Genomic DNA, 13,974 nt, shown 5'->3' with positions numbered 1-13,974 from the left:
AAAAGGTAGAATTGCTATTATCAATCATTGAAAAGAGGTAATTCCAGAATAAATCCTGGTAAAACATCTTCTCCTGATAAAGAGGTTGGTAATAATATTATTTCTACAGGTTGATTGAGACGATAAATTTCTACTTGTTGATTTTGCGGATCAATTAACCAACCTAAACGTAAACCGCTATGAAGATATTCTTGCATTTTATCCTGTAATTGAGTTAAAGAATCGGTACGAGAACGCAATTCTATAACAAAATCAGGACAAATTTTAGGGAATTTTTCCTGTTCTTCAATGCTTAAAGATTCCCAACGTTCATTAGCTATCCAAGCGACATCAGGGGAGCGTTTACCACCATTAGGTAAAGTGAAAATAGTGGAAGAACTAAAGACTTTTCCTAGCTTAGTTTTACGATTCCAAATTGCAACATCAGCATTAAATTCTGATTCTCTATTTCCACTAATTGCACCCACTGGAGGCATAATTATTAATTCTCCTTTAGCAGTTTCTTCTAGTTTCCAATCTTCGTTAGTGTGACAGAGGTGATAAAATTGTTCATCACTTAAACCAACTTTTTTAATATTTAAAATTACTGATTCAGATGTCATCATTGCTGATAATCTCCTTCAAGGGTAGGGAATGGATAAAGTAAGGATTCAGGTAAGGGCGAAGCATTCGGGCGATAAATTATCGGTTTTTACCCAAGGTTATAATCCGAATGCTTCGCCCCTACACCTTCCACAATATTTTCTTGATTTTCCACTTCTCATTATTATTGTAGCAATTTATAATTAAACGCAGATAAATGCAGATAAACGCAGATGAAAAATGGATGATTTGATCAATTTTATGATTCTGTGCTGTTGAATCACGTCAATCAAGTACAATTTACCAAAACCAACCAAAACTTACCAATGCTGGATATTAAACAAATTAGAGAAAACCCCCAACTGGTACAAGAAAAGCTGAATACTCGTAGTGGTAAATACGACATTCAGCCTATATTAGATTTAAGTCAAAAACAACGGGAACTAGAAGGAAAACGCAACGAACTTCAAGCCCGGAGTAATGAAATTGGTAAACTAGTTGGACAAAAGGTAAAATCTGGTGTTAATCCTCAAGATCCAGAAATACAAGCCTTAAAGGATGAAGGAAACAGCCTCAAAACCACATTAAGCGGATTAGAACCCCAGGAAAAAGAGTTAAAAGCGCAAATTCAAGAATTACTTTTAGCACTTCCTAACCTTCCTAGTGATTCTACCCCCATAGGTGCAAGCGAAGACGATAACCCAGAAGTAAGAAAATGGGGAGATGAATATAAACCCGAAAACCCGAATATTTTACCACATTGGGAAATTGGGGAAAAGTTGGGTATTTTGAATTTTGAAAGAGCGGTAAAAATTGCCCAAAGTCGGTTTGTGAGTTTGATAGGTGCAGGTGCAGCTTTAGAAAGAGCGTTAATTCAATTTATGCTTTCAAAGCATATTGAAAATGGGTATATAGAAATTAGTCCACCGTTGTTAGTAAATACAGATTCTTTAACCGGAACAGGACAATTACCGAAGTTTGCAGAAGAAAGTTTTAAATGTGCAGATGATGAATTGTGGTTAATTCCCACTGCGGAAGTTCCGGTAACAAATTTTTATCGGGGAGAAATTATCAACGCGGAAGAATTACCAATTTATCACTGTGCATATACTCCATGTTTTCGTCGAGAAGCGGGAAGTTATGGACGGGATATGCGGGGTTTAATTCGGTTGCATCAATTCAATAAAGTGGAGTTGGTGAAGTTAGTAAAACCGGAAGATTCTTTTGATGAATTAGAAAAGTTAGTAGGAAGTGCTGAGAGTATTTTACAGGCTTTAAAGTTGCCTTATCGTGTGATTAATTTATGTACTGCTGATTTAGGTTTTGGGGCAACTAAGACCTATGATTTAGAGGTTTGGTTGCCTTCTTCTGGGAAGTATCGAGAGATTTCTAGTTGTTCTAATTGTGTGGATTTTCAAGCAAGAAGGGCGGATATTCGGTTTAAGGAAGCTGGTAAGAAAGGGACGCAATTTGTACATACTTTAAATGGTTCTGGTTTAGCTGTGGGAAGGACTATGGCGGCGATTTTGGAGAATTATCAGCAAGCTGATGGAACGATTAAAGTACCGGAGGTTTTGCAGGTTTATTTGGGTAGGGAGGTTTTGTGATTTAGGGGTTTTGACCACTAAAAACACCGATACATAAAGGGATATACAAATAAATTTTAAATTTTGTATAATCCCTGATTATAGGATACAATATTATCTTAAATATATCTATGTAGATACTCTTATGGCTCAGTTTCAAATAATTATTACTGCAATCTTCTGTATAGCCATTTTTTCCTGCTGGTTAGTTTTTTCAAAAGGCTTCAATATTGGTATTGCTCCTATAGTGGCTATAGGATTCTTCTTATTATCATTAGGATTAATGTTTTGGGTGTTTTTAACACCTAGTGGCAAAAATTTAGCTCGGAACTATAACAAAATATGTAACAAAATACAACTAGAAAAGCTAAAAATAGAGAGTAATTATATAGAAATGATATATGATTTCAAAAATCTCTCCACATTTCAGCAGGTAGAGGAATGGGATAGAAAAGCGCAAGCCAAAATAGGAGAACTGATTAATATAACTAATAATCTTGAAACAGAATTAACTCAAAATAATAAAATTTTAGATTATTTAATAATGGGTATTAAAGAACAATACATAGTATTTTTAGCGAGTATTGTGGAAAAATTACAAGAATTTATAGATTTTACACCTAACTCTCCTAAAGAACAAAAAATACTTCTCAAAGAACTAAAACAACGTAAAAAAGAGTTGCAATTACAAAAACGAGAGTTAACAGCTAATATGAAATCAATTCAAGCGGATGCTCGTTTACGTAGTGTTTATGCTGGTAGAGATTTTTTAGGTATTTATAATTCCAATCTAGCTGCCCATGAACGGCGTAGAATTCGCTACCAAAAGGAAAAAGTATTGCGCCCAAGCGAAGATATGAAAGCAGCTATTGATAGGCAAATTTTACAAATTGATAAAGATATGCTTTGGGTTGAGAGATTTTCAGACTAAACATCTTGTAGGGTGCGTTAATGAAATGTAATGCACCGTTTTTTATTAAAATTTAACTGTCAGAATCAGGATAACCAGGATTAAAGGATTAACAGGATTAGATTTGATTTTGATATTCTGGAATATTTGAATTAGCGCAATTTGTAAAAATGTAGATGAATATTAAAAAACCATCCTGTACATCCTCAAATCCTGGACATCCTGATTCAGACAAAATGCAACTTCTGAAAATAAATGATTTTTTGACTTTTGACTTCCCAAAGGGTGTCCTGGACATCCTGATTCTGAAAAAATGCAATTGTTTCAACTATAATAGAAAATAACCATCATTCATCATCAAATTACCATGCTAAAAAGTTACGAAGCAATTTATGAAAATGGCCAATTAACATGGTTGTCAGAACAACCTCAAGTTAATTCTGCTCGTGTGATTATCACTATTCTAGAAGAAAAATTACCACAAACAAAACGCCGTATTCCTCCTACTTCTATCGCTGGTAAAGGTAAAACATTGGGTGATATTGTTAGTCCTATTGTCAATGAAGAAGAGTGGGAATGTCTCAAATAATAGTCCTTGATACTCATATTTGGTTTTGATTTATTAATCAGGAATTTCAGAGATTTCCTACCCATTGGAAAGAAGCAATTGAAACTGCTGACGAGGTAGGTATTTCTGTTATTTCCTGTTATGAAATTGCACTTGCACAACAACGAGGAAGATTAGAATTACCTTGCACTGCTAATCAATGGTTTCAGGAAGGAAGCATTAGCACCATCAGGTATTACATTATTTCCTGTAACTCGTTTTTATTAAAATTTAACTGTCTGATAGCGTAGCGTGGCGCAAGCCATATCAGGATAACCAGGATTAAAGGATTAACAGGATTAAATTTGATTTTGATATTCTGGTGTGTTTGAATTAGCGCAATTTCTGAAAATGTAGATAAATATTAAAAAACCATCCTGTATATCCTCAAATCCTGGACATCCTGATTCAGACAAAATGCAACTTCTAAAGATTTAGATGAACATGAAAAAATCATCCTGTACATCCTCAAATCCTGTGCATCCTGATTCTGACATTTTTTTAAATTCTATGCTATTATTTATTATAATAATGTAATCTCAAAAAAGATTATGATTTCAATTAATCAAGCACAACAGCAACTACAGAATTTAATTGATTCAGTTAATCAATCTCATCAACCTATTATCATTGCAGGAGAAAATAACAACGCAGTATTATTATCTGAAAGTGACTGGAAATCTATCCAAGAAACACTATATTTACTTTCTATTCCAGGAATGAGAGAATCAATTAAAGAAGGATTAGCAACACCGATTGCAGAATGTGATGGGGAATTAGAGTGGTAAATTGGAAGTTAGTTTATACTAAACAGGCTCAGAAAGATGCTAAAAAATTATCTGCAAGTAATTTAAAAGATAAAGCACAAACTTTACTTGATATTATTCAGGTCAATCCGTTTCAAAATCCTCCACCTTATGAAAAGTTAGTAGGAGATTTAGAAGGTGCATATTCACGACGAATTAATATTCAACATCGTTTAGTATATGAAGTGATTGAAGATGAAAATACTATCAAAGTTTTACGAATGTGGACACATTATGAGTAGTATTTTTCTGTCTGAATCAGGATAACCAGGATTAAAGGATTAACAGGATTATATTTGATTTTGATGTTCTGGAATATTTGAATTAGTGCAACTTCTGAAGATGTAGATTAATATTAAAAAACCATCCTGTAAATCCTCAAATCCTGGACATCCTGATTCTGATAAATAATGTTAAAAATTCTATTAGCGGAAAATGGTCAAAAAAGATAAACTGATTGAAAAATTAACAAATAGCCCCAATAATGCCAAATTTAGTGATATTCGTAAACTGTTAGAATTAGATACTTTTCTATTAGATAGAATTACAGGTAGTCATCATATCTTTATCAAAGATGATATCATTTTAGTAATTCCCGTACATAATAATCGGGTAAAATCAGTTTATGTTAAACGAGTATTAGAATTAATAGAAGGAGCATAATCATGAATTATCCCATAGTTGTTTATCCCTGTGAAGAAGGCGGTTTTGTAGCTGAAATTCCAGCCTTAAAAGGATGTTTAGCACAAGGAGAAACTTTAGAAGAAACATTACAAGAATTGATCATTGTCAGAGATTTATGGTTAGAAACAGCAGAAAAACATGGTCAACAATTACCAGATGTTGAACGTGCTATTTCTCAAGTTAAAGCACTCAGTAATGTATAATTAACTGTCAGAATCAGGATATCCAGGATTAAAGGATTAACAGGATTATATTTGAGTTTGATATTATGGGATATTTGAATTAATGTAATTTATGAGAATGTAGATTAATATTAAAAAATCATCCTGTACATCCTCCAATCCTGAGCATCCTGATTCTGAAAAATTTGGTATAATTAACATAATCATTTACTAATTAAGTTAACCATGAAAACACTAGACATAAAAGTAACTATAACAAATGATGGTAAATTATTAGTCAATTCTTCTGTAGATATACCAATGGGAGAATATAACGCTGTTCTTGTATTAGAAGATCGCCCAATTGAACATCATCTGCAAACTTCTGTGCAAAATGCTCAGGCTATTTTTAGAAAATATATTCCTGCTAGTAGAAAACTTTCTGAAGAATTAATTCAGGAACGAAGAGAGGAAAGTTTGAATGAGTGAAGTTGTTTTAGATGCTTCTGCTATTTTAGCTTTGCTTAATCAAGAAACTGGTAGCAAAGAAGTTTTAAATTTTATTGGTAAAGCTGCAATTAGTACAGTGAATTTATCCGAAGTTATAGCAAAATTAGCTGATGCAGGAATACCGGAAGAAGATATTAGACAGATTATTTCTGATCTCAATCTTGAAGTTATTAATTTTAATGAAGAACAAGCTTTAAAAGCAGGAATGTTGCGCCCAATCACTAAATCAATCGGGCTTTCATTTGGTGATAGAGCTTGTTTAGCATTAGGTATTATTCTTAATCAGCCTGTTCTAACAACTGATAGGTTGTGGGGTAGTATTAATGTGGGGGTTGAAATTAGATTATTACGTTAGGCGTTAATGAAATGTAATGCACCGTTTTTTATTAAAATTTAACTGTCTGATAGCGTAGCGTGGCGCAAGCCATATCAGGATAACCAGGATTAAAGGATTAACAGGATTATATTTGAGTTTGATATTTTAGGATGTTTGAATTAGCGCAATTTCTGAAAATATAGATGAATATTAAAAAACCATCTTGTACATCCTCAAATCCTGGACATCCTGATTCAGAGAATTTTTAGCTATAATCAAAGCATAAGCAACTAACCTGAATTAGAGGCAATATATCATGAACACAGCTAAACTTAGCAGTGATGGTACTCATCAAACGGTGATATTACCCTCAGATTTTCAAATAACGGGGACAGAAGTTTATATAAAAAAAATTGGTAATGCCATTATTCTTATTAGTAAAGATAATCCTTGGCAAAGTTTAATTGATAGTTTAGATCAATTTTCTGATGATTTTATGACCACTAGAGATCAACTTTCTGTTGATAAAAGAGAGGAATTTTAAATGCAATATCTTCTCGATACTAACATCTGTATTTATCTGATTAAACAAAAGCCAGAAAAAGTTATAGCGCGATTTAAAACTTTGTTAATTTCTGATATTGGCATTTCTTCCATCACACTATCAGACATTTTCATTAATCAATGATATCCTAGTAAAAAATACGAGGTGAAGTCTCATGCTAACTATAGCACCCACTAACACCCACCGAGCTATACTCCCTAATATTACTTGGCACACATTTGAAACCATTTTGAGAGAGATGGGGAATAATCGCACTACCCGTCTAGCTTACAACCAGGGAACACTAGAAATTCTGACTCCTTTAATGCCCCATGAACATAATAAAAGACTGATAGAAAAGCTAATTGATAATTTAGCAGAAGAACTTAATCTTAACTTGAAAAGTACCGGTTCAGTTACTTGTAAACGTCAAGATTTGGCTAAAGGTGTAGAACCAGATTCTAGTTTTTACATCCAAAATGAACCGATAATGCGAAATAAGCAAAATCTCGATTTGACTCAAGATCCTCCACCAGATTTAATTATAGAAGTTGATTATACCAGTGCTTCTCTTGATAGATTACATATTTATTTGGCTTTAGGAGTTCCCGAAATTTGGCGTTATGATCATCCGGTAATGCAGATTTATCAACTGGGTGAAAGTGTTTATATTCCCTGTGATGTTTCTCCTACCTTTGCAAATTTGCCCCTCACTACAGAAATTCCCCGATTTTTAGCTAAAAGTCTGGAAGTTGGCGAAATTGCCATGATTCGCTCCTTTCGGGAATGGGTTAGACAACAGATGAAAAATTGACATCGGCTGATTGAGTCTGTTGCACCCATTCCCAAACTACAATAAAGATATATATCCGAATATTTTGATTAATTTGCTCTATGTCAGTTTTAGCAGCGATCGCAGTTTTGGCTATTTTGATCTTAGTACACGAGTTGGGACATTTCATAGCCGCCCGTTCTCAAGGCATTTACGTTAACCGCTTTTCCTTGGGTTTTGGCCCAACACTTTTAAAGTACCAAGGATCACAAACGGAATATACTATCCGCGCTTTCCCATTAGGTGGCTTTGTTGGCTTTCCTGACGATGACCCAGATAGCGTAATTCCCCCTAATGATCCGAATTTGCTGCGTAATCGTCCAGTATTAGACCGAGCCATTGTCATTAGTGCCGGTGTGATAGCAAATTTAATCTTTGCTTATTTGATGTTGGCCTTGCAATTGGGTATCGTTGGTATACCCCAAGAATTTCAGTATCAACCAGGTGTACTTGTCAAACCTGTAGATGAACAATCCGTTGCTTACCAAGCAGGAATTCGAGAAGGAGACATTATTCTGGCTGTGAATGGTCAAGAAGTTCCTCTAGGTAAAGACGCAACTACATTATTAACCAAAGAAATCCAAACCCACCCTAACCAAGAAATTGACCTAAAAATTCAACACGAAAACCAACAAACCAACCTGAAATTAACACCTAAACAAGGTGCTGATGGTAAAGGTGTAGTGGGGATTGAATTGGGACCAAATGGTAAAGCAATTTATCGCCGTCCTCAAAATATAGGTGAGATTTTCACCTTTGCTGCTAATCGTTTCCAACAATTAGTTATAGGGACTTTCCAAGGTTTTGGACAGTTAATTACTAACTTTGGGCAAACGGTAGGACAAGTTTCTGGACCCGTGAAAATTGTCAAAATTGGCGCTCAATTAGCGGCTAGTGATAGCACAAATTTATTCTCTTTTGCGGCAATTATTAGTATTAACTTGGCAGTTATTAATATTTTGCCCCTTCCCGCTTTAGATGGTGGACAACTCGCATTTTTAGCAATTGAAGGTTTATTTGGTAAGCCTTTACCTAGCAAAATTCAAGACGGTGTTATGCAAACTGGTTTGGTGTTACTTTTAGGATTGGGTCTTTTCCTAATTGTTAAAGAAACTACCCAGTTAACATCCCAATTAGAATGGGTGCAAAAGTTGTTGCAGTAAATATATCTGGCAATTGGCAATTGACAATTGATAATTGACAATTGACAATTGTTAATTGTCAACTAACCACTAACCACTAATACTAGAAAACTGATTGACTCGTAAATCATTAACAAAAAAACAACGGGCGTTAGAAATTCTTGCTCGTATCCAGCGTCTGTATCCAGATGCAACTTGCTCTTTAGATTATGCAACTCCCGTACAATTGTTAGTTGCAACTATTCTTTCCGCTCAATGTACAGATGAGCGGGTAAATAAGGTGACACCAGGATTATTTGGCAGGTTTCCTGATGCCGAAAGTTTAGCAAATGCTGATATATTAGAGTTAGAAGAATTGGTGCGTTCGACTGGTTTTTATCGTAATAAAGCCAAGAATATTCAAGGCTCTTGTCGAATGATTGTTAATGATTTTAATTCGGTTGTTCCTAACAAAATGGAAGAGTTATTAAAGCTGCCAGGAGTAGCGCGGAAAACTGCAAATGTGGTTTTAGCCCATGCCTATGGAATCAATGCAGGGGTGACGGTAGATACTCACGTCAAGCGGTTAAGTCAGCGTTTGGGGTTGACAAAAAATACTGAACCTGTGGGTATTGAGAAAGACCTCATGAAGTTATTACCGCAACCAGATTGGGAAAATTGGTCAATTAGATTAATTTATCATGGTCGGGCTGTATGTAAGTCGCGTTCTCCTGCTTGTGGTGTATGTGAGTTGGCTGATTTGTGTGAGATGCAATTGTCGCAAACAAAGGTGAAGCAATCATTTTCTAAGAATGATGAATAAAATTTTATAAACTAGTACACAACGGCGTAAATAAACATTTTTAATTCCGTCCTACGGTACTAGGTATAGTTGCCATAGTTACATAGTCAAAGAAGGTGCTAACGCTAAAGTTTTTGTCATATCAGCAAGGAAAACGCGATCGCACAAATTAAACATTTCTGCCTCAGTTTGCACCCGTCGCATTAACCGCAAAAAATGACCTTCAGTATCAACACTTAAAGCAATGTAGTTAAGGAACATTTTCAAGTAGCCTACCCGCGCCCGTTCTGGCATAGTTGACCCTGTAGGAGTTTGCCATAAACGATCAATATAGTTGCGAACCTCTACCAAAGGAACGGGTGTGATCTCCTCACCTCGCAAAGCCTGCCGAATTTGATTAAAAAGCCAAGGATTACCGATCGCCCACCGTCCCACCATCACACCCGCTGCACCCGTTTCAGAAAGCACTTCCAGGGCAGTTTTCGCCGATTTGATATTGCCATTAGCCAGCACTGGACAATCAACCCTTCTCACTGCTTCCGCAATCAAATCATATTTAACTTCTCCATGGTACATATCTTTCACCGTGCGACCATGCAAACTCAGCAAATCAATATTGTGGCGATTGATGAGATCGAGGATTTTATAAAAGTTATCTGTATTTTCAAACCCTACGCGCATCTTCACAGTTAAAGGTTTATCATTCACAACAGCACGCAGTTCTCCCAAAATCCGATCTACTTTTTCCGGTTCTCGCAGCAATCCACCCCCAACATTTTTACGATAGATTCTCGGTGCTGGACAGCCCATATTTAAGTCCACTCCCGCGATATTATATTTACAGAGTTCCTTGGCTGTTCTTACTAAGTCGGGAATGCTTTCACCAATCATTTGAGCAAAAACGGGGCGACCCGTATCATTTTCGGTAATTGCTGCCAGAATGTGACGATTGAGCCGTGAGGTATCATTGACGCGAAAATATTCGGTAAAGAAGTAGTCAGGACTGCCGTAGTGGGCAATGACCTTCATAAACCAGAGGTTTGTCACATCCTGCATGGGTGCAAGAGCGGTAAGCGGTAGGTCTTTCTGAAGTGATTGGGGGAGTGATACCAGGGACATAGAGATGAAGATTAATAAAGCATCAGGTAATTGGTGATTGGTGATTGGTGATTGGTAATAGGTAATAGGTTATTAATATGATAGGTGATAAAATCCCAGTTTTCATCCTGTACATCTTTAAATCCTGGAAATTATCTCGACTCCGCGGTAGTTGAGCGAAGTCGAAACTCGATAACCACCTGATTCTGACAATTTCTATACTATGATTGGTGTTGGGTTGTGCGATCGCTAAAGGTATCTCACAACCCAACCTTAATTCAGATCCTTCTACCTTTGTAAACTCCGAGGATCAAGAGCATCACGCAATCCATCCCCTAAAACATTGAATGACAAAACTGTGAGAATAATTAGAATTGCTGGTGGTAAAATTAACCACGGTTGTAATACTAAAATCGAAGCATTACTAGCTAAAGAAAGCATATTTCCCCAAGATGGATCTGGTTGTTGAATCCCTAAACCAATCAAACTTAACACCGCTTCTGCACCAATAAAACTAGGAATTGTTAACGTGGCAGAAATGATGATATAACTAGCAGTCTGCGGCAAAACATGACGAATAATGATATAAATTGGCTTACCACCCATTACCTTTGCTGCTTGCACAAATTCGAGTTCTTTAATTGATAAAACTTGGCCGCGAATTACCCTAGCTAAACCAGCCCAGCTAATCAGAGAAGTAATTAGTACAATCAGTAAAAAGCGTTGACTACTAGTTAATTTTGGGTCTATTATTCCTGATAGTGCTACTAATAAATAAATACTGGGGAAAGTCATTAATACTTCTGCTAAACGCATAATGATACTATCAACTATCCCTCCAAAATAGCCAGATATACCACCAATTAATAACGCCAAGGGATAGGTAATGATGATGCCGAAAATGCCAATAAACATACTAATGCGACCACCATGTAATAACCGACTAAATTGGTCGCGGCCTTGTTCATCTGTTCCCAAAATATTGAATTTTGCATCACCAATAACGCCAAACAAATGCCAATTTAAAGAAATACCAGGAATAATTGTAACTTCTTGCCATTGGGGAGGAAGGGAAATACTCAACTTGAATAATTGATATTCAGGACCAGCAACAAATAAACGTAATGGTGAAGGCTTTGTTTGATCTACAATTATTTTTCTTTCCCCAGTTTCTAAGTTAGTATCGCCCTGTGTTGTAGGATATACATGGGATCCAATAAATTCCCCTGACTGTGACACCCAGTTAATTCGGGTTGGTGGCAGTAGTGAACCATTTGGTTGTGAGTCGTAGGGGTTATAAGGAGCGATAAAATCAGCACAAATCACTGCTAAATAGAAACATAATAGGACAATTGCCCCAGATCGTGCTAAAGGGTTTTTATTGAGTCTATGCCACCAATTCATAATTTTTGATGTAAAAGTTAATGTTGATTAATTGTTGATAAAAGTATATATCAATAAATTAGAGAAAAACCTGCAAACCCATTTTATGAAAAACTTGCATCACCATCGCTCACAATTTCCCGCTTTAAGTAATAAGGTTTATTTTAACTATGGAGGCCAAGGACCAATGCCTCAAGGGGCTATGGACGCTGTGACTGAGGCTCAAGCGCACATTCAAAATATAGGACCTTTTGGAAATGAAGCCTATAGTTGGATTTCACCGCAAATACAAGCCAGTCGAGAAGCGATCGCCTCTATACTAAATGTGCCAAGTAATACAATTACTCTCACGGGTAATGTAACGGTAGGTTGTAATATTGCCATGTGGGGCATTGATTGGCAACCTGGTGATCATCTCCTGCTTTCTGACTGCGAACACCCTGGAGTCATTGCTACGGCTCAGGAAATTGCCCGCAGATTTGCGGTAGAAGTTAGCACTTGTCCCTTAATGGCGACTTTAAATGACGGAAATCCTATCAGTATTATTGCTGAAAATCTCCGTCCTCAAACTCGCTTAGTAGTTTTAAGTCATGTTTTATGGAATACAGGTCAAGTTTTACCTGTTGACAAAATTGTAGAAGTATGTAAAAGCAATAATTCGCTATTATTGATAGATGCGGCTCAATCAGTAGGTGTTCTTCCTTTGGATTTAACCGCATTGGGAGTAGATTTTTATGCCTTTACTGGACACAAATGGTTATGCGGTCCTGCGGGTGTGGGTGGTTTATATGTACGTCCTGAAGCTAGAGAAAACTTACATCCTACATTTATTGGCTTAAATGGAGTAATTACTAACAGTGAAGCACAACCTACGGGTTGGCAACCTGATGGACGCAGATATGAAGTATCTACTTTATCAACTCCATTATATATAGGTTTGAAAGCAGCAATTACAATTCACGAACAATGGGGAACAGCACAGGAAAGATATGAGCAAATTTACAAAAATAGTGAATATCTGTGGCAGAAATTAAGCTCTTTACCCAATGTCAAATGTTTAAAAAATTCACCTCCAGAAAGTGGATTAGTTTCTTTTCAATTAACTAATCAGCCTAGTTTTAAATTGGTGCAATCTCTAGAATCACAAAATATTTTAACCCGCACAATTGCTCATCCTAATTGTATTCGTGTGAGTGTCCATTACCTAACTCTACAATCAGAAATTGACCAATTAATAGCAGCAATATCCAAGCAACAGTAGAAAGCGATTATAATCCAAGTAGGTTGGGTTGAGGCTTTGGAAAACCCAACACAACCAACCATTTTTGGTGTTGGGTTTCCTTGTGTCAACCTCAATTACAGAAATACTTTTTAAACTTCTACCTTTTAAATCATGAAACGACCAATTATATATATAGCAATTACCAATCACGGTTTTGGTCATGCTACCCGCACAGCTTCAATCGCTAACACTATTCAAAAATTATGCCCCGAAGCGTTGTTAATTTTAGTGACAACTGCACCTCGTTGGTTACTAGAATCTTATATAGAAGGTGATTTTATTTTACGTCAACGGGCTTTTGATTTAGGTATTATCCAAGCCGATAGTTTAACAATGGATAAACCAGCAACTTTGGAAAAATTGCGAGAAATTAAAAAAATCAGCACGCTTTAATTGCTTCCGAAATTAATTTTATTCGTCAAAATCGTGTGAATTTAATTTTAGCAGATATTCCCTTTCTTGCGGCTGGATTTGCTCAAGCTGCGAATATTCCCTGCTGGATGATTAGTAACTTTGGTTGGGATTTTATCTATCGAGATTGGGGAGGAGAATTTCTGGAAATTGCTGATTGGATTAGTGATTGGTATGCAAAATGCGATCGCCTATTTCGTCTCCCTTTTCATGAACCAATGTCAGCATTCCCAAATATCACCGACGTAGGTTTAACTGGTGGTTCTCCCCATTTTCCCATTGATGAATTACGCACCAATTGGGGCATAACTACACCGCCAGAAACAACTATTTTACTAA

At 36.2% G+C, this 13,974-nt stretch carries 18 protein-coding genes and 1 pseudogene; 16 read left to right on the top strand and 3 right to left on the bottom strand.

The features are described 5' to 3' along the window. Positions 1-20: 20 nt before the first annotated feature. Entirely contained in the window at positions 21-602 is a 582-nt protein-coding gene (locus tag FJR38_RS15600; protein WP_168538260.1) for a Uma2 family endonuclease, read from the bottom strand. Positions 603-908: 306 nt separating this feature from the next. On the opposite strand from FJR38_RS15600, the gene serS reads away from it, so the two are divergent. The 14 genes from serS to nth all read left to right on the top strand — a co-directional run bounded on the left by serS (position 909) and on the right by nth (position 9,482). Then, positions 909-2,189: a serine--tRNA ligase gene (serS, locus tag FJR38_RS15595; protein WP_168538258.1), complete on the top strand. Its 1,281-nt coding sequence runs from the start codon at positions 909-911 to the stop codon at positions 2,187-2,189. Between the two features lie 124 nt (positions 2,190-2,313). Beyond that, a complete protein-coding gene (locus FJR38_RS15590; protein WP_168538034.1) occupies positions 2,314-3,099 on the top strand; it encodes a stage II sporulation protein M in 786 nt (261 codons plus the stop codon). A 346-nt stretch (positions 3,100-3,445) separates the two neighbouring features. Further along, positions 3,446-3,667: a hypothetical protein gene (locus tag FJR38_RS15585; RefSeq protein ID WP_168538032.1), complete on the top strand. Its 222-nt coding sequence runs from the start codon at positions 3,446-3,448 to the stop codon at positions 3,665-3,667. 569 nt (positions 3,668-4,236) lie between these two features. Beyond that, entirely contained in the window at positions 4,237-4,473 is a 237-nt protein-coding gene (locus FJR38_RS15580) for a type II toxin-antitoxin system Phd/YefM family antitoxin (RefSeq protein ID WP_168496555.1), read from the top strand. Beyond that, entirely contained in the window at positions 4,467-4,733 is a 267-nt protein-coding gene (locus FJR38_RS15575) for a Txe/YoeB family addiction module toxin (protein WP_168496553.1), read from the top strand. The genes FJR38_RS15580 and FJR38_RS15575 overlap by 7 nt, the downstream gene beginning before the upstream one ends. A gap of 193 nt (positions 4,734-4,926) precedes the next feature. Continuing rightward, a complete protein-coding gene (locus tag FJR38_RS15570) occupies positions 4,927-5,154 on the top strand; it encodes a type II toxin-antitoxin system HicA family toxin (RefSeq protein WP_168496551.1) in 228 nt (75 codons plus the stop codon). Between the two features lie 2 nt (positions 5,155-5,156). Further along, positions 5,157-5,378: a type II toxin-antitoxin system HicB family antitoxin gene (locus tag FJR38_RS15565; RefSeq protein ID WP_071188381.1), complete on the top strand. Its 222-nt coding sequence runs from the start codon at positions 5,157-5,159 to the stop codon at positions 5,376-5,378. A 204-nt stretch (positions 5,379-5,582) separates the two neighbouring features. Further along, positions 5,583-5,825: a hypothetical protein gene (locus tag FJR38_RS15560; protein WP_168538030.1), complete on the top strand. Its 243-nt coding sequence runs from the start codon at positions 5,583-5,585 to the stop codon at positions 5,823-5,825. Next, positions 5,818-6,201 carry a PIN domain-containing protein gene (locus FJR38_RS15555; RefSeq protein WP_168496547.1) on the top strand — a complete coding sequence of 128 codons (384 nt, stop codon included), beginning with the start codon at positions 5,818-5,820 and terminating at the stop codon, positions 6,199-6,201. The genes FJR38_RS15560 and FJR38_RS15555 overlap by 8 nt, the downstream gene beginning before the upstream one ends. Positions 6,202-6,478: 277 nt before the next feature. Beyond that, the gene (locus tag FJR38_RS15550; protein WP_168496545.1) at positions 6,479-6,706 is read left to right on the top strand and encodes an antitoxin; all 228 of its coding nucleotides are present in this window, start codon (positions 6,479-6,481) and stop codon (positions 6,704-6,706) included. Next, positions 6,707-6,850, top strand: a complete 144-nt coding sequence (locus FJR38_RS15545) for a type II toxin-antitoxin system VapC family toxin (protein WP_168496543.1) — start codon at positions 6,707-6,709, stop codon at positions 6,848-6,850. Between the two features lie 31 nt (positions 6,851-6,881). Continuing rightward, entirely contained in the window at positions 6,882-7,520 is a 639-nt protein-coding gene (locus FJR38_RS15540) for a Uma2 family endonuclease (RefSeq protein ID WP_168538028.1), read from the top strand. Between the two features lie 80 nt (positions 7,521-7,600). After that, complete coding sequence (rseP, locus tag FJR38_RS15535; protein ID WP_168538026.1) at positions 7,601-8,701, top strand: RIP metalloprotease RseP; 1,101 nt, start codon at positions 7,601-7,603, stop codon at positions 8,699-8,701. Positions 8,702-8,795: 94 nt separating this feature from the next. Beyond that, a complete protein-coding gene (nth, locus tag FJR38_RS15530) occupies positions 8,796-9,482 on the top strand; it encodes an endonuclease III (RefSeq protein WP_168538024.1) in 687 nt (228 codons plus the stop codon). Positions 9,483-9,560: 78 nt separating this feature from the next. On the opposite strand, the gene FJR38_RS15525 is transcribed toward nth, so the two are convergent. Together FJR38_RS15525 and FJR38_RS15520 are read right to left on the bottom strand one after the other, a co-directional pair. Beyond that, positions 9,561-10,580 (bottom strand): tRNA-dihydrouridine synthase, encoded by a 1,020-nt coding sequence (locus FJR38_RS15525; RefSeq protein WP_168538022.1) that lies wholly within the window; start codon positions 10,578-10,580, stop codon positions 9,561-9,563. A 267-nt stretch (positions 10,581-10,847) separates the two neighbouring features. Further along, complete coding sequence (locus tag FJR38_RS15520; RefSeq protein WP_168538020.1) at positions 10,848-11,963, bottom strand: ABC transporter permease; 1,116 nt, start codon at positions 11,961-11,963, stop codon at positions 10,848-10,850. 85 nt (positions 11,964-12,048) lie between these two features. Here FJR38_RS15520 and FJR38_RS15515 point away from each other — a divergent pair, with 85 nt between their 5' ends. After that, entirely contained in the window at positions 12,049-13,203 is a 1,155-nt protein-coding gene (locus tag FJR38_RS15515; RefSeq protein ID WP_168538018.1) for an aminotransferase class V-fold PLP-dependent enzyme, read from the top strand. A 132-nt stretch (positions 13,204-13,335) separates the two neighbouring features. After that, positions 13,336-13,974, top strand: a pseudogene (locus FJR38_RS15510) (glycosyl transferase); the annotation flags it as partial.

Origin of the sequence: Anabaena sp. UHCC 0253 (assembly GCF_009712085.1) — a bacterium.
Classification (GTDB): Bacteria; Cyanobacteriota; Cyanobacteriia; order Cyanobacteriales; family Nostocaceae; genus Dolichospermum.
The sequence above is the reverse complement of the archived record's forward strand: the minus strand, read 5'-3'. Positions and strand labels throughout refer to the sequence as shown.